Source organism: Rhodoferax sp., from assembly GCF_028688795.1.
Taxonomy (GTDB): Bacteria; Pseudomonadota; Gammaproteobacteria; order Burkholderiales; family Burkholderiaceae_C; genus Rhodoferax.
In genome coordinates this window covers 62,769-84,517 of the sequence record NZ_JAQTXM010000011.1, presented here as the reverse complement: position 1 = coordinate 84,517, position 21,749 = coordinate 62,769, and the positions used below count along the sequence as shown (strand labels likewise).

The window sequence follows — 21,749 nt, the reverse complement described above, 5'->3', positions numbered from 1 at the left end:
ATCACCATGATCAAGAAACTGCTCGCCGGACTGGCTGGCGCCGCACTCATCGCCATGAACCCCGTGACGGCTCAGGAACTAAAGGAACTCAATTTTGGCATCATCTCAACCGAATCATCGCAAAACCTGAAGTCTGACTGGCAACCGATTCTGGACGCCATGAGTCAAAAAACCGGCATGAAGGTGAATGCATTTTTTGCCTCGGATTACGCCGGGATCATCGAAGGCATGCGCTTCAACAAGGTGCATGTCGCCTGGTTTGGCAACAAGTCGGCGATGGAAGCGGTGGACCGAGCCGGTGGTGAGGTGTTTGCCCAAATGGTCAACGCCGATGGCACAAAGGGCTACTACTCGCACCTGATCGTGCACAAGGACAGCCCACTCAAATCATTGGCTGACATGCTAAAACAAGGCAAAAACCTGTCGTTTGGCAATGGTGATCCAAACTCGACGTCAGGCTTTCTGGTGCCAAGTTATTACGTCTTTGCGCAGAACAAGATTGACCCCAAGACTTTCTTCAAGCTCACCCGTGGCGCCAACCATGAAACCAATGCCTTGGCCGTAGCCAACAAACAGGTGGATGTGGCCACCAACAACAGTGAAAACTTGGACAAGCTCAAAGGCAAGCTGCCCGAGAAGTTCAACGACATTCGCGTCATCTGGACGTCGCCACTGATTCCGTTGGACCCGCTGGTGATTCGCAAAGACCTGCCTGAAGCCACCAAGGCCCGGGTGCGTGATTTCTTCTACACCTTTGGCCAGGGCGGCCAGCAGGAAAAAGATGCCTTGTTCAAGCTGTCAAAACTCTCCGGCTTCAAGGCCTCCACCAACGACCAGCTGATTCCGATTCGCCAACTTGAGCTGTTCAAGGCACGCAACAAGTTTGAATCAGATGCCACACTGGCTGCTGCCGACAAACAGACCAAACTGGCCGACATCGACAAGCAGTTGGCCGCGCTCGGCAAGGTGCAGTGATGCGGCTGGCACCTCAAGCAAAGTTTGATTTTTATGAGGTGCTGGCATGAGCGCGCCCGCAGGTGTCAGGATTTTGCCTGCCGCGCCAACCCCGCAGCCGCCTCGCGCTAGCTTGATGAGTCTGCTGGCCTGGGGCGCGCTGCTGGCCTTGCTCGCGGGCTCCTGGCAGGGTGCCGACATGCGCCCGTTCGATTTGGTGCGCGATGCGGGCAACATGGCCACTTATGCGGCTGATTTTTTTCCACCAAATTTCACTGACTGGCGCATGTATTTGCAAGAGATGGTGGTCACCGTGCAGATCGCGCTTTGGGGTACCGGGCTGGCGGTGGTGTTTGCCGTGCCGCTGGGATTGCTGTCTTCGTCCAACATCACGCCGTGGTGGGTTCACCAACCGATTCGTCGCCTGATGGATGCAGCCCGCGCCATCAACGAAATGGTGTTTGCCATGCTGTTCATCGTGGCGGTTGGCCTGGGACCTTTTGCCGGGGTGCTGGCCCTTTTTGTGCACACCACCGGTATTCTGGCCAAGCTGTTTTCTGAGGCGGTGGAATCCATCGACGCCCAGCCGGTTGAAGGCATCCGCGCCACAGGTGCCCATGCGCTGGAGGAAATTGTCTACGGCATCATCCTGCAGGTGTTGCCGCTTTGGATTTCGTATTCGCTGTACCGGTTTGAGTCGAACGTACGGTCCGCCTCGGTGGTGGGCATGGTGGGTGCGGGTGGCATTGGCGTGATTTTGTGGGAGATCATTCGCGGCTTTCAATACGCCGAAACCTGCGCCGTGATGATCATCATCATTGTCACGGTGACGATGATTGACGTGATTTCAGCGCAGATCCGTAAAACGCTCATTTGAGGCCAGAAGTGCACGCCATCAGGGCAATGTCAATCCATGACCACCCTGCGGTCATGGACCTCATGAAGCAAACGCCCGGCGTGACGGTACGTGATGCTGATTCATATGAAGGCACCCAACGCTACCTGCTTCGCAACCCGAACCTGAGTTTCATTGCCCTCGTCAATGAGGTGCTGGTGGGTTGCGCCATGTGTGGACACGATGGTCGTCGAGGCTATTTGCAGCATTTGTTGGTGTTGCCTGGCCATCGACGCAAGGGCATTGCAAACGAGCTGGTGGAACATTGTCTGGCGGCACTTGAAAAGAATGGGATAGTGAAGGCGCATATTGATGTCTTGACAACAAATCAACTTGCGCAAACCTACTGGGGCAGTCAAGGATGGAAACGGCGCACCGACATTCAACGTTTTTCTTTTGTGCGCAAAGGTGGTGAGAACGTTTGACACTCTGCGGCATAGGCAGCGTAGCGTGGAAAGGCGTGAGGGTGCACTGCAAGAGCAAGCCTCGGTTCAGTGTGCTAAACGAGCACTCGCTGCCAACGCACGCGCCATCTCACAACGGCAACAGCGCCCCACCCACCAGGTAGTCCACCAGTTGGCGGCCGGCATTGGTGAGCTCACTTTGGTTAACGATGGTGCAGTCCGCGTACAGATCGGTAAAGAGCGCGTTGCGGGCCAGTCGCTTGGCTACCTCTTGGGGGGTGTCGCGGCTACGCTGAGCCAACCGTGCGGCGAGTTGCGCGGCGTCAACCTCAATCTGCACCACGCGCAGTTGCTCTGAGGCCTGCAGCGTGTTGACATGTTCGCGTGAGCCATTCACCACCACCACGCGGCCTGCTGCCACCAGCGCGGCGTAGCGCGCCTCAATGCCATAGTGAAACCCGTGCGCCTGCCAGCGCCAGGCTAGGCCGCCGCAGTCCATCAGGCGCGCAAACTGTTCCGGGGTGACCTCATCGTGGTCGGAGCCCGGGTGTGCGGCGCGTGTGACCAAGCGGCGGGCAAACACAATGTCCTCCCGCGCGGCAAGTTCTTGCGCGGCCCAGCCCAGCACACTGTCCTTGCCCGCGCCCGAGGGGCCGCACACAAACACCCACAGGCCGCTCATGCTGGAAACTCCGCATCAGCCAAACGTGTGAAGGACTGCCCCAGTGATGACTCAATAAACAGGCAGATCCGGTCCAGCACCAACGGCGCTTTTTCATTCAGCTCTGCCACGGGGTTAGCCGCCGCTTGCAGGATAAGTTCTGCCATGGGCGGGGCCACCGGCCCGCTCAGGGTGAGGTGCAAACGGTAACGCTCCAGCACATAGGGGTAGCCATACTGGGCCAGCAGTGCCTGTTCACGCGCATCCAGGTTACTTACCCTGCGGCGGAGCAGGTCAGCCGCAGACAAGGGCGCACGCAAATCGTCAATCCCGGTGACGCAGGCGGTAGCCAGGGCCGCCAATTCGCCGGGCACCTTGACTGGCACCAGCGCCACAAAGTCGCCCAGCATGGCGGCTTGCATCGGCCCCAGCGCCACCGGCCTGAGTGTGGTCGCCAGCGCTTTCATGCGCGTGATCAGGTCGTCCAGGGTGTAACCACCACGCAAGGCAAAGGGCGCTTTCAACGTGGCGTGAAATCCGTAGCGGCGTGGCTGCTCAGTGGCTGCATGCAACTCGGCGGGTGCGATCTGTGCCAGCGCGTGCTGGGCAATCTGAACGTCGTGGTATTCATCTCGGCCAAGCCAGCGGGTGCCGAATTCCCACCACGGTGAGCCTTGCGCGGGTGCGAAATAGATGGCGTAGCGCGGTGTCATGCGTTGTCCCCGGTATTGACCACCAGTTGCACGCGGTCGCCACAAAAAACGGTTTCACCATATTTGATGGGTGTGCCCTGCATGTCCACATCCAGACATTCCACGCACAAGAGCGGCCGGGTGGCGGGCTGCTTCAGCAGGCGCGCGGTTTCGTCGCTGGGCAGTTGGGTGGTGATGCGGCTTTGTGAGCGCACATAGTCCTGCACATCAAAATGTTTGAGAATGTCGGTGCTGCGCATGCCATCGGCCAGCATCTCCAGCAAGCCGCCAAAGCGAAGCGCCGGGTAATAAGCGGTGGCCAGGCCGATGGGTTCACCATTGGCCTCGTCCAGCGTCTCCACCATCAACACCTTGGCACCCCTGTCTAGCTTGAGTTCAAGCGCAGCACGCTCAGGGGCTGGCATGTCACGCGCGGTCAGCAGTTGCTTGCTGGGCAGCAAGCCCTGGCGCAGCAGGTTTTCACTGAAGCGGGTGCGTTTTGACAGTGCGTAGTCCAGCAACTCATGTTGCACAAACATGCCGCGCCCCGGCTCAATGCGCACCAGTCCTTCGCTTTGCAGCGCGGCCACGGCCTGGCGCAGCGTGTGGCGGTTCACACCAAAGCGTGCCGCCAGCGCCACTTCGCCGGGCAGGCGGCCGGTGTCTGCATAGGCGCGGTCACGAATCTCGGTGGTAAGCGTGTCGGCAATTTGCCGCCAGACGGTCACACCGCTGCGCCGCCCGGGAGGGCTGGTGATAAGTTGTCCGAATGTCATGCGTCTTCCTGGTCAATGAAGCGGGTTGCGTGTGAGGTACGTGATTTGCGGCAACGGGTACGCGCTGCAGCCACTTTAGTGACTGATTTAGACATCTGTATGACAAATGCTGTTGGTGGGACTAAATATATATAAAACAAGGCTGTAACCCTCGTATATTAAGCGTAAGACGCTATAAATAAAATAGTGAACAAGGGGTGTCGGTGTGGGTGCATGGCCCATGCTTGGGCGTATGCGACCGTCAGCCGCGCAAAGCAGGTGCGGTGGGTTTGATTGTCATAAATCCTTCATGTTGACAACGTCAACTACCCGGCATGCACTTCGACTTTCAAACAGACGTGCCCTGGTTTTTAACTTGGCTGACTGCTTCAAACACCCCTATGACACACCACAACCTGACAAGCGATTACCCCACGCGACCGGCCTGGCTGGCCGTGTTGGCGCGCGCCACGCTGGCCGAACTCGAAGGCATGGCGCCTGCAAGAAGTGAGCTTTCCCAGCTGCAGTCCGTGCGCCCGCCAGAGATCGGCATGGTGATGCTGCGCGGCCGGATCGGCGGCACTGGCAACCCGTTCAACCTGGGCGAGGCCAGTGTGGTGCGATGCGCATTACGGCTTGGGGACGGCCCGTTGGGCGTGTCTTATGCACTGGGCCGTGACAAGCGGCGGGCGGAACTGGCCGCCTTGTTTGACGCCATGCTGCAAGACCCGCAACACCATGACCGCTTGCAACGCCAGGTGATAGCGCCTCTGGCCGTGACACAAGCGCAAGCCCGGGGAGAAAAGCAGCAGGCTGTGGCCGCCTCCAAGGTCGAATTCTTCACCTTTGTGCGGGGTGAAGCATGAACGGCACACAGGCTTTGGCGGCTGGCCTGCCCGACGCTGTTCATGACGCGCAGCAGGCGTTTCGTGCCGTGCTTGACGCGTTGGCCCGGCCAGGAAAAATCCGTGTGATTGGTCCGGCGTTGCCGGGTGTGGCGCTGGGTGGCGCCATGGCGCGTTTGCTGCTGAGCCTGAGCGATGACGACACCCCCGTGTGGTGGCAGTGTGAGGGCACGGGCCTGCAGCGCTGGCTGCGTTTTCATGTGGGCGCACCGGTTGCCGACGCGCCTGCTGTTGCCAGTTTTGCGGTGTTCGCCGATCTGGGGCAGGGGTTTGACTTGGCGGATTTTGCTGCTGGCACGGCTGCTGCCCCCGAGTTTTCCACCACCCTGTTGATTGAGCTGCCCAGCTTGACGGATGGGCCGGTGCTGGCCTGGCATGGCCCCGGCATTCAGACGGTGCAGCGTGTTGGCCTGCAAGGCTTGCCCGCAAATTTCTGGACGCAGTGGCAAGCCAACCATGCGGCTTTTCCACAGGGTGTGGACATCATCTTCACCTGTGGCGAAGCGGCCCTGGGCCTGCCGCGCACAACACGCGTGCGTCGATTGGAAGGAGTCTGACATGTATGTTGCAGTCAAAGGCGGCGCTGCCGCCATCGAGAGTTCCTGGCAGTTGCTGGAAAAACAACGTCGGGGTGACATCACTATTGCTGAGTTGTCAGTGGCGCAAATTCGCTCGCAACTTACGCTGGCAGTGGACCGGGTGATGAGCGAGGGCTCGTTGTACGACCCCGAGCTGGCCGCCCTGGCCATCAAGCAAGCCAGCGGTGATTTGATGGAGGCAATTTTCCTGCTGCGCGCCTACCGCACCACCTTGCCGCGCCTGGGCTACAGCGAGCCGCTGGACACCGCGCGTATTGCGCTGGTGCGGCGCATCTCGGCCACCTTCAAGGAGGTGCCGGGCGGTCAGTTGCTCGGGCCAACGTACGACTACACCCAGCGCCTGCTGGACTTTGCATTGCTGGCCGAAGGCGAGACCTGCGGCCAGGCCGATGCCGGGGCTATGGCGCAGGGCTTAAGCGCGCGGCCCTCGCCGTGTCCACCGGTGTCCATGAACGCGCCTGATGTGCAGGCCTGTGCCACATCGGGACCGGCCACCGTGCCGCGCATCAACGATCTGCTGGCGCGCGAGGGTCTGCTGGAAACACCGCAGCCTTTTGACGCGGCGCCACCGGGCGACCTGACCCGTGACCCATTGATGTTCCCGGCCGACCGCGCCTTGCGCTTGCAAGCGCTGGCGCGGGGTGACGAGGGCTGGCTGCTGGCCATGGGCTACTCCACCCAGCGCGGTTACGCCAACTCGCACCCGTTTGCAGGCGAAATCCGGCGCGGCACGGTCAGCGTAGAACTGGTGCCCGATGAACTCGGCTTTGCCATTGACATTGGTAACCTGGAAGTTACCGAGTGCCAGATGATCAATCAGTTCAACGGCAGCCGCGAGGTGCCGCCACAGTTCACCCAAGGCTATGGCCTGGCCTTTGGCGGGGCCGAGCGCAAGACCATGGCGATGGCTCTGGTGGACCGCGCCCTGCGCGCCGATGAGTTGGGCGAACCGCGTGTGGCCCCTGCGCAGGACGAGGAGTTTGTGCTGTCACACGCCGACAACGTCGAGGCGTCTGGTTTTGTGCAGCACTTGAAGCTGCCGCACTACGTGGACTTTCAGGCTGAACTCGAATTGGTGCGCAGGTTGCGCCAGGCCCATGCCAAGGCAGCACAAGGCAACGCCAACCCTTTCAACCCGACCCAGCAAGAGGCCGCATGATGGACACACACTACAACTTTGCCTTCCTTGACGAACGCACCAAAAAACGCATCCGCCGCGCCTTGCTCAAGGCCGTGGCGGTGCCTGGCTACCAGGTGCCGTTTGGCTCACGCGAGATGCCTTTTGCCTATGGCTGGGGTACCGGCGGCGTGCAGATCACGGCCAGCATCATTGGCTTATCCGATGTCCTGAAGGTGATTGACCAGGGCGCGGACGACACCACCAACGCGGTCAACATCCGGCGCTTCTTTGCCCGTACCACCGGCGTGACAACCACCGAGAAAACGCGCGAGGCCACGCTGATCCAGACGCGACACCGCATCCCGGAGGCCGCCCTGACCGAGTTGCAGACGCTGGTCTACCAGGTGCCCATGCCCGAGCCGCTGTCCAAGCTGGAACCCAGCCGACGCGAGACCATCAAGATGCATGCGTTAAGCGAGTACGGTCTGATGCATGTGCGCCTGTACGAAGACATTGCGCAGCTGGGTGCCATCTCACACGCCTATGACTATCCGGTCATGGTCAATGAGCGTTACCTGATGTCACCGTCACCCATTCCAAAGTTCGACAACCCCAAGATGCACATGAACCCGGCCTTGCAGCTCTTTGGCGCCGGGCGTGAAAAGCGCCTGTACGCTATTCCTCCGTATACGCCCGTGCGCAGCCTGGACTTTGAAGACCACCCGTTTGAGGTGCAGCACTGGGACCATGCTTGTGCCTTGTGCGGCGCCACGGAGAGTTATCTGGACGAAATGATTGTGGACGACGCGGGCAGCCGCCTCTTTGTGTGCTCGGACAGCGACTATTGCGAGGAGCGGCGTGACGCCGGCCATGTCGGCACGCAGCAAGCGGTGACGCTGTACGATGCCTTGGCCACCGACACGTTGATGCCCAGCGAATTGGAGGCCGCATGAGCGCCGCACCGGGCCGCCCCCAAGCCAACTCGCACGGCAGTGCGCCGCAGGACGGTTTTTCAGTGAGTCCGCCGGTGTTGTTGTCGGCGCGTCAGGCGGGTAAGGCCTTTGTGCACCAGGGCCAGTCGCGCTGGGCCTGCCGCGATGTGAGTTTTGACCTGTACCCGGGCGAGGTGCTGGCGGTGGTAGGTGAGTCCGGATCGGGCAAAAGCACGCTGTTACGTTTGCTGGCGGCACGGCTGACTTGCGACGAGGGCTCGGTGCACTACGACGTGCGGTCTGAATCTGCCAATGAAGCCAGCGGTTTGGTCGATTTGGCCGCGTTGTCAGAGGCGCGCCTGCGCTGGTTGGCACGTACCGATTGGGGTTTTGTGGAACAACATGCGAGAGATGGCCTGCGCATGAATGTCTCTGGCGGGGCTAATGTGGGTGAGCGCCTGATGGCACTGGGGGCCAGGCATTACGGCAATCTGCGCAGCGAGGCGATCACATGGCTGCAGCGTGTGGAACTCGACACCGGACGTATTGACGACCTGCCCGGCACCTACTCCGGCGGCATGCAGCAGCGCCTGCAGATTGCCCGCAACCTGGTCACCCACCCGCGCCTGGTGTTCATGGATGAGCCCACCACCGGTCTGGACGTGTCGGTACAAGCCCGCCTGTTGGACTTGTTGCGTGAATTGGTGGACGAGTTGCAACTGGCCGCCGTGGTCGTCACCCACGACCTCGCCGTGGCCCGCCTGTTGGCGCAACGCATGCTGGTTATGAAAGACGGTCAGGTGGTCGAACAAGGCCTGACTGACCGCGTGCTGGACGACCCCCAGCACCCCTACACCCAACTGCTGGTGTCCTCGGTGCTGACACCATGAGCCCCTACCTTGAATTTAATCCCATGACCGCACTGATCGAAACCCTCGCCCTGTCCAAAACCTTCACACTGCATGGGCGTGGCGGCCTGCAGTTGCCGGTGTTTGCTGGCATTGACTTGAGCGTGCAAGCGGGTGAATGCCTGGCGCTCACTGGCCACTCCGGCAGCGGCAAAAGCTCCTTGTTGCGTTGCCTGTACGGCAACTATGGCGCCAGCAGCGGCGAGGTGCGCATTCGTCATTCAGGTGATTGGGTCAGCCTGTCCACAGCCGCCCCGCGCGAGGTGTTTGACGTGCGCCGCCGCACGCTGGGCTATGTGTCGCAGTTTCTGCGCGTGATTCCGCGTGTGTCCACGCTCGACATCGTGGCCGACCCGCTGCGTCGACTTGGTGTGGGTGCCGAAGAAGCACGCAAACAAGCAGCGCAGTGGCTGCAACGCCTGAACCTGCACGAACATTTGTGGCATTTGCCACCCGCCACGTTCTCAGGTGGTGAGCAGCAGCGCGTGAACATTGCGCACGGCATGATCACAGCCCCGCCGGTGCTGCTGCTGGACGAGCCCACCGCCTCGCTGGACGCTGACAACCGGCGCGTGGTGGTGGAACTGATCCATGCCGCCCGCGCGCAAGGCTCAGCCATCGTCGGCATCTTCCATGACGACGAAGTGCGCGAGGCCGTGGCCACGCGCTGCTTTGACGTTGAGCAGCACCGCAACCCCGTTTGATATTCAAGGAACACTTTCATGAAGCAACGCATTTTTCGCAACGCCCGCATCGTCACCGCCACCGAAGAATTCACCGGCAGCGTGGTGATTGAAGACGGCCTCATCCAACGCGTGGACCGCGGCGACACCTCGGTGACCGGGGCCGAAGACTGGGCTGGTGACTGGCTCATGCCCGGCCTGGTGAAGGTGCACACCGACAACCTTGAAAAACACCTGTCGCCCCGACCCGGCGTGTTGTGGAACGCCCATTCCGCCATGCTGGTGCATGACGCGCAATGCGCCGCCGCCGGCATCACCACCGTGCTGGACTCGGTGGTGATTGGTGACCTGGATGAAGGTGGTGCCCGTAGCCAGACCCAGCACACCTCGATTGCCGCCCTGCACCAGTGCCGTGACGAGAGCCTGATGCGCGTGGCGCACCTACTGCACCTGCGCTGCGAACTCTCCGCGCCCGACATGCTGGAGGTGTTTCACCAATATGCCGACGACACGCTGCTGACCCTGGTGAGCATGATGGACCACACACCGGGTCAGCGCCAATGGCGTGACATGGCCAGTTATCGCCGTTACACCGAGCGCAATGGCCGCTACAACGAAGCCGAGTTTGACGCCATGATCGCCCAGCGCAAGGCCGACCAACAGGCCTACTCGCTGCCGCACCGGGTGGAAATTGTGCGGGAATGCCAGGCGCGAAATTTGCCCATGGCCAGCCACGACGACACCTTGCTCAGTGACATCGCCCAAGCTGTTGAAGAACGCGTGGTGATGTCCGAGTTTCCAACCACGATTGAGGCAGCGCAGGCCGCGCGGGCCGCCGGCATGGCGATCATCATGGGTGGCCCCAACATGGTCAAGGGCGGCTCACACTCTGGCAACGTGTCGGCAGCAGAACTGGCGCAATTGGATTTGCTGGACATTTTTTCATCCGACTACGTGCCCAGCAGCCTGTTGTTGGCCACCTTCATGCTCAGCGCGCTGGACGGTTGGACCCTGCCCAAGGCGGTGCGCACCGTCACCTGCAACCCGGCGCGCGCCATTGGCCTGCAAGACCGCGGCGAAATTTCCCCTGGATTACGCGCCGACCTGCTGCGTGTGCGCATGAACCGCGCTGGCATGCCCATGGTGATTGAGACCTGGTTTGGCGGCACCCGCGCTTTTTGAATCCGCCGAGAAGTAGAGAAGGGACGGGGTCGCCTTTTTGTGGGCCTCCCGTTTCGTCAAAGAAATTCGTCCTGAATTTGAAGAGGATTTGCCATGAGTTACACCCACATCTCCGCCCACAACCTGTCGCCCGCGACCCGTCTGGGGCTGGCCCCCACCATCGCACCAGGTGCCAGCGTGCGCGACAGTCGTTTTGGCCGTTACACACAGGTGGGCGACCAGGTGCACATGGCGAACTGCCTGCTCGATGATTACGCCTACGTTCAGCCCTATTGCGACCTGATGTCGACCGACATTGGCAAGTTCGCCAACATCGCGTCCATGGTGCGCATCAACCCGGGTTTTCATCCCATGGATTACCCCAGCTTGCACCATTTCACCTACCGGCCCACGATGTACGGCATGGCAGAGCAGGACGATGCGGCGTTTTTTGAATGGCGCAGCCGCCAGAGGGTGGTGATTGGCCATGACACCTGGATCGGCCACGGCGCCGTCATCATGCCGGGCGTGCGTATTGGCAACGGCGCGGTGGTGGGCAGCAACTCGGTGGTGACCAAGGATGTGCCGGCGTATGCCATCGTGGGCGGTGTGGCGGCCAAACTGATTCGTCAACGGTTTCCCAGAGCGATTTCTGAAGCGCTGGATGCCACCGCCTGGTGGGACTGGGACCACGACACCCTGACCGAGCGCTTGCCAGAGTTCAAGGACCTGCGCAGCTTCCTTGCGAAATACGCGCCTTAGGGTGTGCTCGTCCGGGGCGGGGTCGGCGGGCTACGGGTCGCGCCATTTGCTGCGCGAGAATGGACCTTTACATCCACTCACTCACAAACACACCCCATGGACATCGGAAAAGACACCGTCGTGACACTGCGCTACAAAGTAGCGGACGCTCAAGGCAAGCTGCTGGAGCAAGCCAAGGAGCCCATGGCCTACCTGCACGGCGGCTACAACAACACACTACCCAAAATAGAGGAAGCGCTGGAAGGCAAAAGCGCCGGGTTTCAGACCACGCTGCTGTTGCAACCCGAAGACGGCTTTGGCCTGCGCGACGATAACCTGGCGCAAACCATGCCGCGCCGAGATTTCCCGGCCGGCGTCAAAGTGGGCGGACAACTGCAGGGGCGCACCGCCGACGGCCGTGACCAAGTGTTCAACGTGGTCAAGATCAAGGGCGACACCGTGCTGCTGGACGGCAACCACCCTTGGGCTGGCAAAGTGCTGCGCTTTAGCCTGAATGTGACCGACGTGCGCGCCGCGTTGGCCGAAGAACTGGCCCATGGCCACGTTCATGGGGCGCACGGGCACAACCACTGACGGCAGATGGGGCCTTGCTAAATCACGATGTGCTCGGTCCCAACCTCCATGCTGAATGCCGGGCTGCCAGCAAGGTTGCTGTCCGCTTGATCAGAACCGGTATCTTGCGCTCACGGTGGTGACACCAACACGGTCATTGCGGTCGCCGGCAAACTTCACGTCGGTCGATTCATACTGCAGGACGGTTGACCACTGTGGGGTGAACACATATTCAACACCGACGCCATACGACAGCCCAAAATCACTGTTTGAGCCTGCCGTGACACCCGATACAGGATTGGACGACACGTCAGTGCGGCTGTAGGTGGTGCCGACTTTTCCAAGCAGATTAAAGCTCGTGTTGAGTGGCAGTTTGCCGATCAAGCTGATGTTGATGCCGTCCACTTTGGTGCGACCACCCGCCCGGGCAATCGAACCAAAATCGGTATAACCCATCTCAACGCCCCAGTTTTCGCTAAAGTAGCGTCCACCGCGCAGGCTATAAGACGTGTCGCCCTGGTCAGAGCCAAAGACGCCAATGCCGTTGCCCAGGTCGTAATCGGACTGACCCACGCCCAAGTCCAGATAGCTGCTGCCTGCGCCGTAGAGCGAGGCTTTGTTGTTGGATGGGCCGTTTTGGGCTTGTGCGCCAGCGGCCAGGGTCAGTGTCGCTGCAGCAAAGATCAGGCTGGCAGCGGTGCGATTGAATTTTTTCATGATTGGAGCCTTTGGTTGGTTGATTAACTCACCGGACATTCCGGCGGTTTAAGTGGGGACGCAATTGCCAAGCTTGGCTTGCCTCACCTCTTGCTTGAACGATAGGCGTTTGCCGCTGCTTTATCTGTTCGTTGGCGCACCAAACCGCAGCGCTGCACTGAACGACCTAAATGGGGTGGCGCTAACTGATAATGAGGTTTACCTTGCCTTCATGTACCTGCATGACTTCTCATGCCAAACGAACACAGTCTTTCGGTTGACCAGCTCCACGTTGGTCTTTATGTTTACCTCGACCTGAAGTGGTTCGAGCACCCCTTTGCGTTCAGTCATTTCAAAATCAAGTCTGAGGACCAGATCCAGACCATTCTCAAGCTGGGTTTAAAAACGGTGCGTTTCAGTCCGGAGTTGAGCGACAAGCGCCCCCCGGCTCCTGCAGACGCCGCACCAGCGGCATCATCAATGGTGTCTGACGTGGTGGCCTCCTTGATGCCGGACCCATCGCCAGTGATGTTGGCCAAACGCGCCATGATGGCGCAGATGAAGCTTCGCCAGCAAGCCGCCGAGCGCATTGAAAGTGCTTTCGTCAATACCGCCAACACCCTGCGCGACATCGAAAAAAACATGCACAGCCGGCCCCAGGAGACCGTGCAGCAAGCCACCAAACTGGTCAAGGACATTGCTGACGCCATCCTCATTGCGCCCGAGCTTGCCATTCATGTCATGGGCGACAAGATGGGCGGCGAAGAGCTGTACTTTCATTCGCTCAACGTCACCATGCTGTCGATCATGATGGCACGTGACCTGAAGCTGCCGCATGATGTGGTGGGCGTGCTGGGAGTTGGCGCCATCATGCATGACATCGGCCGCAAAGAGGTTCCAAACAAAATATTGCTCAAGACCGAAGCGCTGACGCAAGCAGAGCGCAATTTTTATGAAATGCACTGTCAGTTCGGGGTGGAAATTGGCCAACGAATGCAGTTGCCCCCGGCCGCACTGACCATCATCCGCGAGCACCATGAGCTGTATGACGGCACTGGTTATCCGGCCAAGCTCAAAGGCGAGTCGATCAACCTGCTGGCGCGTATCGTGGTCATTGCCAACTATTACGACGAACTGTGCAACCCACCAGCCCTTGCCGATGCGCTGACCCCGCACGAGGCGCTGTCCCTGATGTTTGCCAAATACCGCAGCAAGTTTGACCCCAAGTTGTTGCAAGTGTTCATCCGTTGTCTGGGGGTGTACCCGCCGGGCACCATCGTGCAGCTGTCCAACGGCGCGCTTGGGATGGTGGCCACGGTCAACACGGCGCGGCCCATGAAGCCGGTGGTCATGGTGTACGACGCCGATGTGCCCAAAGATGAGGCCATCCTGCTCGATATGGAGCGCGAGACTGAGTTCAACATCGCCAAGGCCATTCGCCCGGCCCAAGTGCCACGCGAGGTGTACAACTATTTGAGCCCCAGAAAGCGCATCAGCTATTACTTTGATTCAACCACCACCGGTTCGCAAGGGCGCAAGCCATGACGGACCTGGCCAGGCTTATGCTGGACAACAGTACCGAGATGTTGATGTTGGTCAACCCGACCACCCTGCAGATCGAGATGGCCAATGCGCCCGTGGTCAACACCCTGGGCTACCCGCTGGCGAAGCTGCAGGGCATGACGATCACCGACGTTGAAAGCGCGTTGCAGGACATCTTTTATTGGGAAGATGTGCGGGCGGGTGAGTACCTTGAAGTCCAGAGTCAGGAAGGGCAGTATTTGCGCGCCGATGGTGAGTTGCTGACGGTCAGTAAGTCCATCAAACTGCTTGACCATGATGGCGTACCAATGCTGCTGGTGCGGTCTGTGTTGACGCAAAATGAGCGAAAAACAGAAGATGTACTGGCGCACACCCTGTCGCAGTTGCGTGCCACCCTGGAGTCCACTGGCAACGGCATTCTGGTGATTGACTGGCAAGGGCACATTGCCAGCATGAACCACCTGTTTGGCAAGATGTGGGGTATTTCTGACGCCTTGCTGGCGTCGAATGACGACGCCCGGATTCTTGACTTCGTGGTGGCACAGGTCATTGAGTCCGAGCAGTTGCGCGCCCGGTTTGGCGCCATTGTGGACAGCGGCGAGACGCAAGACCTGCTGCACCACCGCGAAGGCAGCGTGTATGAGGTGACGTCGCGCCCGCAGTATTTGGGCGAACAAATCATCGGCCGTGTGTTTGGTATTCAGGACATCACAGACCGCACGCTGGCCGAAAAATCTTTGCGTGAGTCACGTGACCTGCTGGAGGAGCGGGTACGGGCCCGGACGGCAGACCTGCATGCGGTCAATGAGACGCTACAGCAAGAAAAGCACAGCCAGGCCATTTTGATCAAGCGGCTGGAAGAGGCGCAAAACCAGTTGCTTCAGTCCGAACGCATGGCGTCCATTGGGCAGCTCGCGGCCGGCGTGGCGCATGAGATCAATAACCCGGTGGCGTTTGTCAATTCCAATTTGGGTTCGTTGCAGCGTTATGTCATGGACATGCTGAAACTCCTGCTGTTTTACGAGCAAGCCGAAGGCGGGCTGCCACAGACCGTGGTGCAGCAGATCAAGCAGTTAAAAGCTGCCGCTGATTTTGATTTTTTGCAGGGCGACATCGTGTCACTGCTGGATGATTCCCTGGACGGGCTCAAGCGTGTAACACGCATCGTGCAAGACTTGAAGAATTTCTCGCATGTCGATGAGTCAGAACGCCAGTGGGCCAACCTGGAAACGGGGTTGGAGAGCACCTTGCGCGTGGTCTGGAACGAGCTCAAATACAAAGCCACCGTGGTCAAGGAGTTTGCCGGTATTGCACCCATTGAGTGCTTTGCATTCCAGGTCAACCAGGTGTTCATGAATTTGCTGGTGAATGCCTCGCATGCGATTGAAACGCAGGGCACCATCACCCTGCGCACCGGGCAAGACGACAGCACCGTTTGGGTTCAGGTGCAAGATACCGGCCGTGGCATCAAGCCCGAGAACCTGGCGCGCATTTTTGAGCCTTTTTTTACCACCAAGCCGGTGGGGCAGGGCACTGGGCTGGGCTTGTCGGTGGCCTATGGCATTGTGAAAAAGCACAACGGCCGAATTGACGTCACGAGTGAGATCGGAAAAGGCAGCACGTTTACCGTGGTTTTGCCCAAAAAACACAGCGCCTAATGGCGGAAAAGTTGACCTACATCATCGATGTTTCTGGCGAGGTCTGATACCTTCGCCGCATGAAAAATGGACCTCTTTTTGAACTGGTTTGCCCAGCCGGTAGTTTGCCAGCGCTCAAAGCGGCTGTGGACAACGGCGCTGATTGTGTCTACCTGGGTTTCCGTGACGCCACCAATGCGCGCAACTTTGCGGGGCTGAACTTTGACGAAGCCGCCATTGAGGCGGGCATTCGTTATGCGCATGACCGCGGCCGCAAGGTGTTTGTTGCGCTCAACACCTACCCGCAGGCGGCCAAGGCTGACTTGTGGCAGCGCGCCGTTGACAGGGCTGCGCACAGTGGGGTGGATGCCGTCATCCTGGCCGACCCCGGCATGATGGCTTACGCCGTTAAACATCAGCCGCAGTTGCGTCTGCATTTGTCGGTACAAGGCTCGGCCACCAACTACGAGGCGTTGGACTTTTATTACCAGCACTTTGGCATTGCGCGTGCCGTGCTGCCGCGTGTGCTGTCACTGACTCAGGTGGAGCAGGTGCTGCAAAAGTCGCCCGTTGAGATCGAGGTGTTTGGCTTTGGTAGCCTGTGCGTGATGGTGGAAGGCCGCTGTGCGCTCTCAAGCTACGTGACCGGCGAAGCGCCCAACACCAACGGCGTGTGTTCGCCGCCCAAAGCGGTGCGCTGGGTGGAGACGCCGCAGGGCCGCGAGTCGCGTCTGAATGGTGTGCTGATTGACCGCTACGCGCCCGGCGAAAACGCTGGATACCCAACGCTGTGCAAAGGCCGCTTTGACGTGGGTGATGACCATAATTACTACGCCATTGAAGAGCCCACCAGCCTCAACACTTTGTCTCTGTTGCCGGAGTTGATGAAAATCGGCGTGCGCGCCATCAAGATCGAAGGTCGCCAGCGCAGCCCGGCGTATGTGGCGCAGGTCACCAAGGTGTGGCGCGCTGCCATCGACAACTGCCGTGACAACCCCGAGCGCTACACCGCCAAGCCGGCCTGGATCAGTGACCTGGACAAGGTCGCCGAAGGCCAGCAACACACGCTGGGTGCCTATCACCGGCCCTGGAAATAGTGGATTTGCGCTGTCCCCAACTGATTAAAGGAAGTTCCGTGAAATTAGCTTTAGGCCCCATCCTGTACTACTGGCCGCGCGACGAGGTGCTGGCCTTTTACGCAGCCGTGGCCGCCAGCCCGATGGACATTGTTTACCTGGGCGAAGCAGTGTGTTCACGCCGCCACGAGGTGCGGCTGAACGACTGGCTGGACATCGCCACCGCCCTGCGAGACGCTGGCAAAGAAGTGGTGCTGTCCACCCAGGTGCTGATCGAATCGGGGGCGGACGTGGCGGTGCTACACAAAATCGCCGCCAATGGTCAATTCATGGTGGAGGCCAATGACGTGGGCGCGGTGCATTGCCTGGAGGGCAAAGCCCCGTTTGTGGCCGGCCCGCACCTGAACATTTACAACCTGCCCACGCTGCAGTGGATGGCCGCGTTGGGCGTGCACCGCTGGGTGATGCCGCTGGAAATGGGCCGAGACGACCTGGCGCTGCTACTGGCCGGTTGCCCTGCCAGCGTGCAAACCGAGGTGTTTGCCTATGGTCGCATGCCGCTGGCGTTTTCTGCACGCTGCTTTACCGCGCGCCACTGCAATCTGCCCAAGGACGATTGTCAGTTCAAATGCATGAACCACCCCGATGGCTTGTTGATGCGCACGCAGGAAGACGAAGAATTTTTGGTGCTCAACGGCATCCAGACCCAATCGGCCCGCGTGCACAACCTGCTGCCGGAGTTGGCCGCCATGCACACCATGGGCGTGGATGTGGCGCGCATCAGCCCGCAGTCGCGACACACGGTGCGCATCATTGAGCTGTTTCATGGCGTGCTGCACCGCGAGCTGGATGTCGTAGCCGCCAACATTGAACTGAACAACCTGATGCCCGAGAAATCTTGCAATGGCTATTGGTACGGCAGGCCCGGACTGGAACAAGTGGCAGAAAACCTTGCTCCTGCCTAGCGATGACACGATCGATCACCATGCATTTCCAATCCATGACTTCTGGAAAGAACACATAACATGACCGCCAAACCGTTTGTGATTCCGCCCCCGCTGGGGGCCATGCTGGGCCGCCTGCCTGGCTACCCCGGCTCCCTGTTGTTTGTGACCGCCTTGAATGTCGCCCTTGCCAAACAACTGGCACCCGATGTGACGCAAATGCTCACCGGTAAAAAGCTGCGTTTGCGTGTAACCGATGCAAAGTGGGCGTTTGACTTCGAGTGGAAAAACGCCCGCTTTGTCGCCTGCCAAAACGCGGGCGGGGCCGACCTTACCATCAGCGCCAGTGCGCATGATTTTTTGCTGCTGGCGCGTCGCCAGGAAGACCCCGACACCCTGTTCTTCAACCGCCGCCTGGCCATGGAAGGCGACACCGAACTGGGCCTGTTGGTGAAAAATACCATTGATGCCATTGAACTGCCGGTGTTCAGCTTGACGCAGCTGCACCCGCGCCATGTGCTGACGCAAGCCCGTGAACATTTCAAGTCCCTGTTGGGTGGCCTTCGGCCGCGTTAGAAAAAGCGTATTTGTAGGGCCGATTTGTACCGGCTGTGTTGGTATCAGTCGACCCCACGAAAACTCAAGACCCCTCAATCATCACGCCTCATGCAAGCATCAGAAAACCGCCCAAAACGCATCATCGTCACCATCTCGGGCGCCAGCGGCGCGGTGTATGGCGTTCGGCTACTGGAGGTGTTGCGTGCCATGGGCCAAGTGCGCACCCATTTGGTGGTGTCGCATGGGGGTTGGCTGAACCTGCAGCAAGAGCTGGACATGACGCAGAACCACCTTGAAGACCTGGCCGATGTGCTGCACCCGATTCATGACGTAGGGGCCAACATTGCCAGCGGCTCATTTCAGTGTGATGGCATGGTCATCGCGCCCTGCTCCATGCGAACGCTGGCTGCGGTGGCGCATGGCCTGTCAGACAACTTGATCACCCGCGCCGCAGATGTGATGCTCAAGGAACGACGCCGGCTGATTTTGATGGTGCGTGAAACGCCCTTGAATCTGGCGCACCTGCGCAACATGACCAGCGTGACCGAAATGGGCGGCATCATCTTTCCGCCGGTGCCCGGCTTTTACCACCGCCCGCAAACCATCGCCGAAATGATCGACCACACCGTGAGCCGCGTCATTGACCTGTTGGGCTTGCCGCAACCAGATGCACCGCGCTGGACCGGTTTCCCATAACGGGGGTCAGACCCCAATTAATTTTTTGGAAACAAGCTGATGGCCTACCGTGACCTGCGTGAATTCATCGCTCAGCTGGAACATCTGGGCGAGCTCAAGCGTGTGCAGCCCGAGGTGTCCCCGCACCTTGAAATGACCGCGCTGTGTGACAAAGTGCTGCGCGCGGGGGGCCCGGCCCTGCTGTTTGAGCACCCCACCGGCCACAGCACCCCTGTGCTGGGCAACCTGTTTGGCACGACCCGCCGCGTGGCCCTGGGCATGGGCGTGAATGATGTCAGCGAATTGCGCCAGTTTGGCCATGTGCTGGCCTCACTCAAGGAGCCAGAGGCTCCCAAAGGCTTCAAAGAATTCATCGGCTTGGGCAGCCTGGTCAAAACACTGTGGGCCATGGCACCCAAAGAATTGCGCAGCGCGCCGTGTCAGGAAATCGTATGGGAAGGTGCCGACGTGGATTTGGCCCGCCTGCCCATTCAGCACTGCTGGCCGGGCGACGTGGCACCGCTCATCACCTGGGGTCTGGTGATAACGAAAGGCCCACACAAGGCGCGGCAAAACCTGGGCATTTACCGCCAGCAAGTTCTGACACGCAACAAAGTCATCATGCGCTGGCTGCCGCATCGTGGCGGTGCCCTTGACTTCAGGGACCACGCCCTGCAAAACCCCGGCCAACCTTACCCGGTGTGTGTGGCACTTGGTGCCGACCCGGCCACCATCCTGGGCGCCGTCACCCCAGTGCCGGATTCTTTAAGCGAATACCAGTTTGCCGGCTTGCTGCGCGGCAGCCGCACCGAACTGGTCAAGGCGCTGGGCAGTGAATTGCGCGTGCCTGCCTTTGCCGAGATCGTGCTGGAAGGCCACATTTACCCCGACGCCAATCACAAAAGCGGCTTTGAGCACTCCCTGGAAGGCCCGTTTGGCGACCACACCGGCTACTACAACGAGACCGCAGAGTTCCCGGTGTTCACTATCGACCGCATCACCATGCGGCGCGAGCCCATTTACCACTCCACCTACACCGGCAAGCCGCCGGACGAGCCCGCCATGCTGGCGCTGGCCTTGAACGAGTTGTTTGTGCCGCTCTTGCAGCGCCAGTACCCCGAGATCACCGACTTTTACTTGCCCGCCGAAGGCTGCAGCTACCGCATGGCGGTGGTTAGCATCAAGAAAGCCTACCCCGGCCACGCGCGGCGTGTCATGTTTGGCATCTGGAGTTTTCTGCGCCAGTTCATGTACACCAAGTTCATCGTGGTGGTGGATGACGACGTGAATGTGCGCGACTGGGCTGATGTGATCTGGGCCATCACCACCCGCGTTGACCCGACGCGCGACACATTGCTGGCCGACAACACACCAATTGATTACCTCGACTTCGCCTCGCCAGTGAGTGGCTTGGGTAGCAAGATGGGCATCGACGCCACGAACAAATGGCCCGGCGAGACCAGCCGCGAATGGGGCAAGCCCTTGACCATGAACGCTGAGGTAACGGCGCGGGTAGAGCAGGTTTGGCAGACCCTGGGGTTGTAGGAAAAATCATCCTATAAGCCAATTGATACAAGCGCAATTAGCTATTTAATACATAGCATAACCCGCCCCCACACTGCCCCAGAACCCAGTCGCGAAACGCGCGCACCAGCGGCGCTTGAGCGCGCGACTCGGGGTAGACCAAGTAATAGGCGTCGGTGCTGGTCAATGCCTGGGGGAACAACTCGACCAGCGCGCCCGAGGCAATTTCGGTCTCGACCAAAAAACGCGGCAGCAGCGCAGCGCCCAGGCCAGACACTGCGGCCTGCGCGATCATGGCGAATTGCTCAAAGCGCGGCCCGCGCAACGCATGCACGCCAGCAGCGCCAACCTGTTCCAGCCAGTCTGCCCACTGGGTAGGGCGGGTGGTTTGCTGCAGCAGTACGACCCTTGCCAAGTCCTGCAACTGCGTGATGCTGTGTTGGGCCCGGTAGCCGGGGCTGCACAGTGGCACCACCTGTTCGTGCATCAAATATTCACATACCGCACCAGCCCAGTGTGGCGCGCCAAAGTGGATGGCGGCGTCCAGTGGCACCAGGGAGAAGTCAAACGGCTCGCTGCGTGCGGCCATGTTCACAGTCACGTCTGGGTAGCGTGCCGCAAAATCGCCTAGGCGGGGAATCAGCCAGCGCGTCCCCAGCGTGGGCAGCACTGCCAGATTCAACAGCCCCGCGCCGTCAGACCAGGCCATGGTTTTTTGGGTGGCGGCTGAAAGCTGCTGCAACACCGCGCGCACGTCAGAGGCGTAGACCCGGCCAGCATCGGTCAGCACCACGCGCTGGCGCACGCGGTGAAACAGGGCCATGCCGAGTTGTCCCTCTAGTTGGCGGATCTGGCGTGATACCGCGCTTTGTGTCAAATGCAGCTCTTCGGCCGCACGCGACATGCTGGTATGACGCGCGGCAGCTTCAAAAGCCAGCAGGTCAGCCACCGGTGGCAGAAAAGTTTTGCGAAACATGGTCATGCACCTTTGGAATGAAATATAAATAAGTGACAGATCAATGATTCGTCTGTAGCCCAGTAGACAAAAGCGTTAGAGGCCTTCAGAGGTAAACCTATGTGGGACCTGGTTCATTCCATTTTCACATGAAGTTCT

The 21,749-nt window shown here is 59.8% G+C and carries 24 protein-coding genes; 19 read left to right on the top strand and 5 right to left on the bottom strand.

The window, feature by feature from the left end; genetic code table 11:
- The first annotated feature begins 6 nt into the window (after positions 1-6).
- The 3 genes from phnD to PHQ58_RS10220 all read left to right on the top strand — a co-directional run bounded on the left by phnD (position 7) and on the right by PHQ58_RS10220 (position 2,274).
- Positions 7-975, top strand: a complete 969-nt coding sequence (phnD, locus tag PHQ58_RS10230; RefSeq protein ID WP_300110757.1) for a phosphonate ABC transporter substrate-binding protein — start codon at positions 7-9, stop codon at positions 973-975.
- A 46-nt stretch (positions 976-1,021) separates the two neighbouring features.
- On the top strand, positions 1,022-1,831 hold the full coding sequence (gene phnE / locus PHQ58_RS10225; RefSeq protein ID WP_300110754.1) for a phosphonate ABC transporter, permease protein PhnE: 810 nt from the start codon (positions 1,022-1,024) through the stop codon (positions 1,829-1,831).
- 62 nt (positions 1,832-1,893) lie between these two features.
- Entirely contained in the window at positions 1,894-2,274 is a 381-nt protein-coding gene (locus tag PHQ58_RS10220; RefSeq protein WP_300110751.1) for a GNAT family N-acetyltransferase, read from the top strand.
- 109 nt (positions 2,275-2,383) lie between these two features.
- Here the strand turns inward: PHQ58_RS10220 and phnN are convergent, their stop codons facing one another.
- The 3 genes from phnN to phnF are packed head-to-tail and all read right to left on the bottom strand — an operon-like array spanning position 2,384 to position 4,382.
- Positions 2,384-2,935 (bottom strand): phosphonate metabolism protein/1,5-bisphosphokinase (PRPP-forming) PhnN, encoded by a 552-nt coding sequence (phnN, locus tag PHQ58_RS10215; protein WP_300110748.1) that lies wholly within the window; start codon positions 2,933-2,935, stop codon positions 2,384-2,386.
- Positions 2,932-3,627: a DUF1045 domain-containing protein gene (locus PHQ58_RS10210; protein WP_300110745.1), complete on the bottom strand. Its 696-nt coding sequence runs from the start codon at positions 3,625-3,627 to the stop codon at positions 2,932-2,934. Before PHQ58_RS10210 ends, phnN begins: the two co-directional genes overlap by 4 nt.
- Entirely contained in the window at positions 3,624-4,382 is a 759-nt protein-coding gene (gene phnF / locus PHQ58_RS10205) for a phosphonate metabolism transcriptional regulator PhnF (RefSeq protein ID WP_300110742.1), read from the bottom strand. Before phnF ends, PHQ58_RS10210 begins: the two co-directional genes overlap by 4 nt.
- Positions 4,383-4,762: 380 nt before the next feature.
- Here phnF and phnG point away from each other — a divergent pair, with 380 nt between their 5' ends.
- The 9 genes from phnG (at position 4,763) to PHQ58_RS10160 (ending at position 12,004) form a co-directional block, all read left to right on the top strand.
- Complete coding sequence (phnG, locus tag PHQ58_RS10200; protein WP_300110739.1) at positions 4,763-5,227, top strand: phosphonate C-P lyase system protein PhnG; 465 nt, start codon at positions 4,763-4,765, stop codon at positions 5,225-5,227.
- Positions 5,224-5,823 carry a phosphonate C-P lyase system protein PhnH gene (phnH, locus tag PHQ58_RS10195; protein WP_300110736.1) on the top strand — a complete coding sequence of 200 codons (600 nt, stop codon included), beginning with the start codon at positions 5,224-5,226 and terminating at the stop codon, positions 5,821-5,823. The genes phnG and phnH overlap by 4 nt, the downstream gene beginning before the upstream one ends.
- A gap of 1 nt (position 5,824) precedes the next feature.
- Positions 5,825-7,024 carry a carbon-phosphorus lyase complex subunit PhnI gene (locus PHQ58_RS10190; protein ID WP_300110733.1) on the top strand — a complete coding sequence of 400 codons (1,200 nt, stop codon included), beginning with the start codon at positions 5,825-5,827 and terminating at the stop codon, positions 7,022-7,024.
- Entirely contained in the window at positions 7,021-7,938 is a 918-nt protein-coding gene (locus tag PHQ58_RS10185; RefSeq protein ID WP_300110730.1) for an alpha-D-ribose 1-methylphosphonate 5-phosphate C-P-lyase PhnJ, read from the top strand. The genes PHQ58_RS10190 and PHQ58_RS10185 overlap by 4 nt, the downstream gene beginning before the upstream one ends.
- Entirely contained in the window at positions 7,935-8,807 is an 873-nt protein-coding gene (phnK, locus tag PHQ58_RS10180) for a phosphonate C-P lyase system protein PhnK (protein ID WP_300110728.1), read from the top strand. The genes PHQ58_RS10185 and phnK overlap by 4 nt, the downstream gene beginning before the upstream one ends.
- A gap of 23 nt (positions 8,808-8,830) precedes the next feature.
- Positions 8,831-9,529 (top strand): phosphonate C-P lyase system protein PhnL, encoded by a 699-nt coding sequence (phnL, locus tag PHQ58_RS10175; protein WP_300110725.1) that lies wholly within the window; start codon positions 8,831-8,833, stop codon positions 9,527-9,529.
- An 18-nt stretch (positions 9,530-9,547) separates the two neighbouring features.
- A complete protein-coding gene (locus tag PHQ58_RS10170) occupies positions 9,548-10,690 on the top strand; it encodes an alpha-D-ribose 1-methylphosphonate 5-triphosphate diphosphatase (RefSeq protein WP_300110722.1) in 1,143 nt (380 codons plus the stop codon).
- 93 nt (positions 10,691-10,783) lie between these two features.
- Positions 10,784-11,431, top strand: coding sequence for a DapH/DapD/GlmU-related protein (locus PHQ58_RS10165; protein ID WP_300110719.1), 648 nt, complete (start codon positions 10,784-10,786; stop codon positions 11,429-11,431).
- A gap of 96 nt (positions 11,432-11,527) precedes the next feature.
- Complete coding sequence (locus PHQ58_RS10160) at positions 11,528-12,004, top strand: peptidylprolyl isomerase (protein ID WP_300110716.1); 477 nt, start codon at positions 11,528-11,530, stop codon at positions 12,002-12,004.
- Between the two features lie 90 nt (positions 12,005-12,094).
- Here PHQ58_RS10160 and PHQ58_RS10155 read toward each other — a convergent pair whose 3' ends face one another.
- Positions 12,095-12,700: an outer membrane beta-barrel protein gene (locus PHQ58_RS10155; protein ID WP_300110713.1), complete on the bottom strand. Its 606-nt coding sequence runs from the start codon at positions 12,698-12,700 to the stop codon at positions 12,095-12,097.
- A 231-nt stretch (positions 12,701-12,931) separates the two neighbouring features.
- Between PHQ58_RS10155 and PHQ58_RS10150 the strand changes: the two genes are divergently transcribed.
- The 7 genes from PHQ58_RS10150 (at position 12,932) to ubiD (ending at position 20,656) form a co-directional block, all read left to right on the top strand.
- Positions 12,932-14,224 (top strand): HD-GYP domain-containing protein, encoded by a 1,293-nt coding sequence (locus PHQ58_RS10150; RefSeq protein WP_300110710.1) that lies wholly within the window; start codon positions 12,932-12,934, stop codon positions 14,222-14,224.
- Positions 14,221-15,879, top strand: a complete 1,659-nt coding sequence (locus tag PHQ58_RS10145; RefSeq protein WP_300110707.1) for an ATP-binding protein — start codon at positions 14,221-14,223, stop codon at positions 15,877-15,879. The genes PHQ58_RS10150 and PHQ58_RS10145 overlap by 4 nt, the downstream gene beginning before the upstream one ends.
- A 59-nt stretch (positions 15,880-15,938) precedes the next feature.
- On the top strand, positions 15,939-16,955 hold the full coding sequence (locus PHQ58_RS10140; RefSeq protein ID WP_300110704.1) for a peptidase U32 family protein: 1,017 nt from the start codon (positions 15,939-15,941) through the stop codon (positions 16,953-16,955).
- Positions 16,956-16,993: 38 nt separating this feature from the next.
- On the top strand, positions 16,994-17,899 hold the full coding sequence (locus PHQ58_RS10135) for a U32 family peptidase (protein ID WP_300110701.1): 906 nt from the start codon (positions 16,994-16,996) through the stop codon (positions 17,897-17,899).
- Between the two features lie 60 nt (positions 17,900-17,959).
- The gene (locus PHQ58_RS10130) at positions 17,960-18,454 is read left to right on the top strand and encodes an SCP2 sterol-binding domain-containing protein (RefSeq protein ID WP_300110698.1); all 495 of its coding nucleotides are present in this window, start codon (positions 17,960-17,962) and stop codon (positions 18,452-18,454) included.
- 90 nt (positions 18,455-18,544) lie between these two features.
- A complete protein-coding gene (locus PHQ58_RS10125; RefSeq protein WP_300110695.1) occupies positions 18,545-19,132 on the top strand; it encodes a UbiX family flavin prenyltransferase in 588 nt (195 codons plus the stop codon).
- A 39-nt stretch (positions 19,133-19,171) separates the two neighbouring features.
- Positions 19,172-20,656 (top strand): 4-hydroxy-3-polyprenylbenzoate decarboxylase, encoded by a 1,485-nt coding sequence (ubiD, locus tag PHQ58_RS10120; protein ID WP_300110692.1) that lies wholly within the window; start codon positions 19,172-19,174, stop codon positions 20,654-20,656.
- Positions 20,657-20,693: 37 nt separating this feature from the next.
- On the opposite strand, the gene PHQ58_RS10115 is transcribed toward ubiD, so the two are convergent.
- Positions 20,694-21,611, bottom strand: coding sequence for a LysR family transcriptional regulator (locus PHQ58_RS10115; protein ID WP_300110690.1), 918 nt, complete (start codon positions 21,609-21,611; stop codon positions 20,694-20,696).
- Between the last annotated feature and the right edge of the window lie 138 nt (positions 21,612-21,749).

Excerpts from the sequence above, each read along its gene's own strand:
- PHQ58_RS10220 (WP_300110751.1), top strand. The coding sequence starts at position 1,894 with ATGAAGCAAACGCCCGGCGTGACGGTACGTGATGCTGATTCATATGAA.
- phnL (WP_300110725.1), top strand. The coding sequence starts at position 8,831 with ATGACCGCACTGATCGAAACCCTCGCCCTGTCCAAAACCTTCACACTG.
- phnN (WP_300110748.1), bottom strand. The coding sequence starts at position 2,935 with ATGAGCGGCCTGTGGGTGTTTGTGTGCGGCCCCTCGGGCGCGGGCAAG.
- phnE (WP_300110754.1), top strand. The coding sequence starts at position 1,022 with ATGAGCGCGCCCGCAGGTGTCAGGATTTTGCCTGCCGCGCCAACCCCG.
- phnD (WP_300110757.1), top strand. The coding sequence starts at position 7 with ATGATCAAGAAACTGCTCGCCGGACTGGCTGGCGCCGCACTCATCGCC.
- phnK (WP_300110728.1), top strand. The coding sequence starts at position 7,935 with ATGAGCGCCGCACCGGGCCGCCCCCAAGCCAACTCGCACGGCAGTGCG.
- PHQ58_RS10125 (WP_300110695.1), top strand. The coding sequence starts at position 18,545 with ATGCAAGCATCAGAAAACCGCCCAAAACGCATCATCGTCACCATCTCG.
- PHQ58_RS10150 (WP_300110710.1), top strand. The coding sequence starts at position 12,932 with ATGCCAAACGAACACAGTCTTTCGGTTGACCAGCTCCACGTTGGTCTT.
- PHQ58_RS10145 (WP_300110707.1), top strand. The coding sequence starts at position 14,221 with ATGACGGACCTGGCCAGGCTTATGCTGGACAACAGTACCGAGATGTTG.
- ubiD (WP_300110692.1), top strand. The coding sequence starts at position 19,172 with ATGGCCTACCGTGACCTGCGTGAATTCATCGCTCAGCTGGAACATCTG.
- PHQ58_RS10155 (WP_300110713.1), bottom strand. The coding sequence starts at position 12,700 with ATGAAAAAATTCAATCGCACCGCTGCCAGCCTGATCTTTGCTGCAGCG.
- PHQ58_RS10160 (WP_300110716.1), top strand. The coding sequence starts at position 11,528 with ATGGACATCGGAAAAGACACCGTCGTGACACTGCGCTACAAAGTAGCG.
- PHQ58_RS10140 (WP_300110704.1), top strand. The coding sequence starts at position 15,939 with ATGAAAAATGGACCTCTTTTTGAACTGGTTTGCCCAGCCGGTAGTTTG.
- phnG (WP_300110739.1), top strand. The coding sequence starts at position 4,763 with ATGACACACCACAACCTGACAAGCGATTACCCCACGCGACCGGCCTGG.
- phnF (WP_300110742.1), bottom strand. The coding sequence starts at position 4,382 with ATGACATTCGGACAACTTATCACCAGCCCTCCCGGGCGGCGCAGCGGT.
- PHQ58_RS10170 (WP_300110722.1), top strand. The coding sequence starts at position 9,548 with ATGAAGCAACGCATTTTTCGCAACGCCCGCATCGTCACCGCCACCGAA.
- PHQ58_RS10115 (WP_300110690.1), bottom strand. The coding sequence starts at position 21,611 with ATGTTTCGCAAAACTTTTCTGCCACCGGTGGCTGACCTGCTGGCTTTT.
- phnH (WP_300110736.1), top strand. The coding sequence starts at position 5,224 with ATGAACGGCACACAGGCTTTGGCGGCTGGCCTGCCCGACGCTGTTCAT.
- PHQ58_RS10190 (WP_300110733.1), top strand. The coding sequence starts at position 5,825 with ATGTATGTTGCAGTCAAAGGCGGCGCTGCCGCCATCGAGAGTTCCTGG.
- PHQ58_RS10165 (WP_300110719.1), top strand. The coding sequence starts at position 10,784 with ATGAGTTACACCCACATCTCCGCCCACAACCTGTCGCCCGCGACCCGT.
- PHQ58_RS10130 (WP_300110698.1), top strand. The coding sequence starts at position 17,960 with ATGACCGCCAAACCGTTTGTGATTCCGCCCCCGCTGGGGGCCATGCTG.
- PHQ58_RS10185 (WP_300110730.1), top strand. The coding sequence starts at position 7,021 with ATGATGGACACACACTACAACTTTGCCTTCCTTGACGAACGCACCAAA.
- PHQ58_RS10210 (WP_300110745.1), bottom strand. The coding sequence starts at position 3,627 with ATGACACCGCGCTACGCCATCTATTTCGCACCCGCGCAAGGCTCACCG.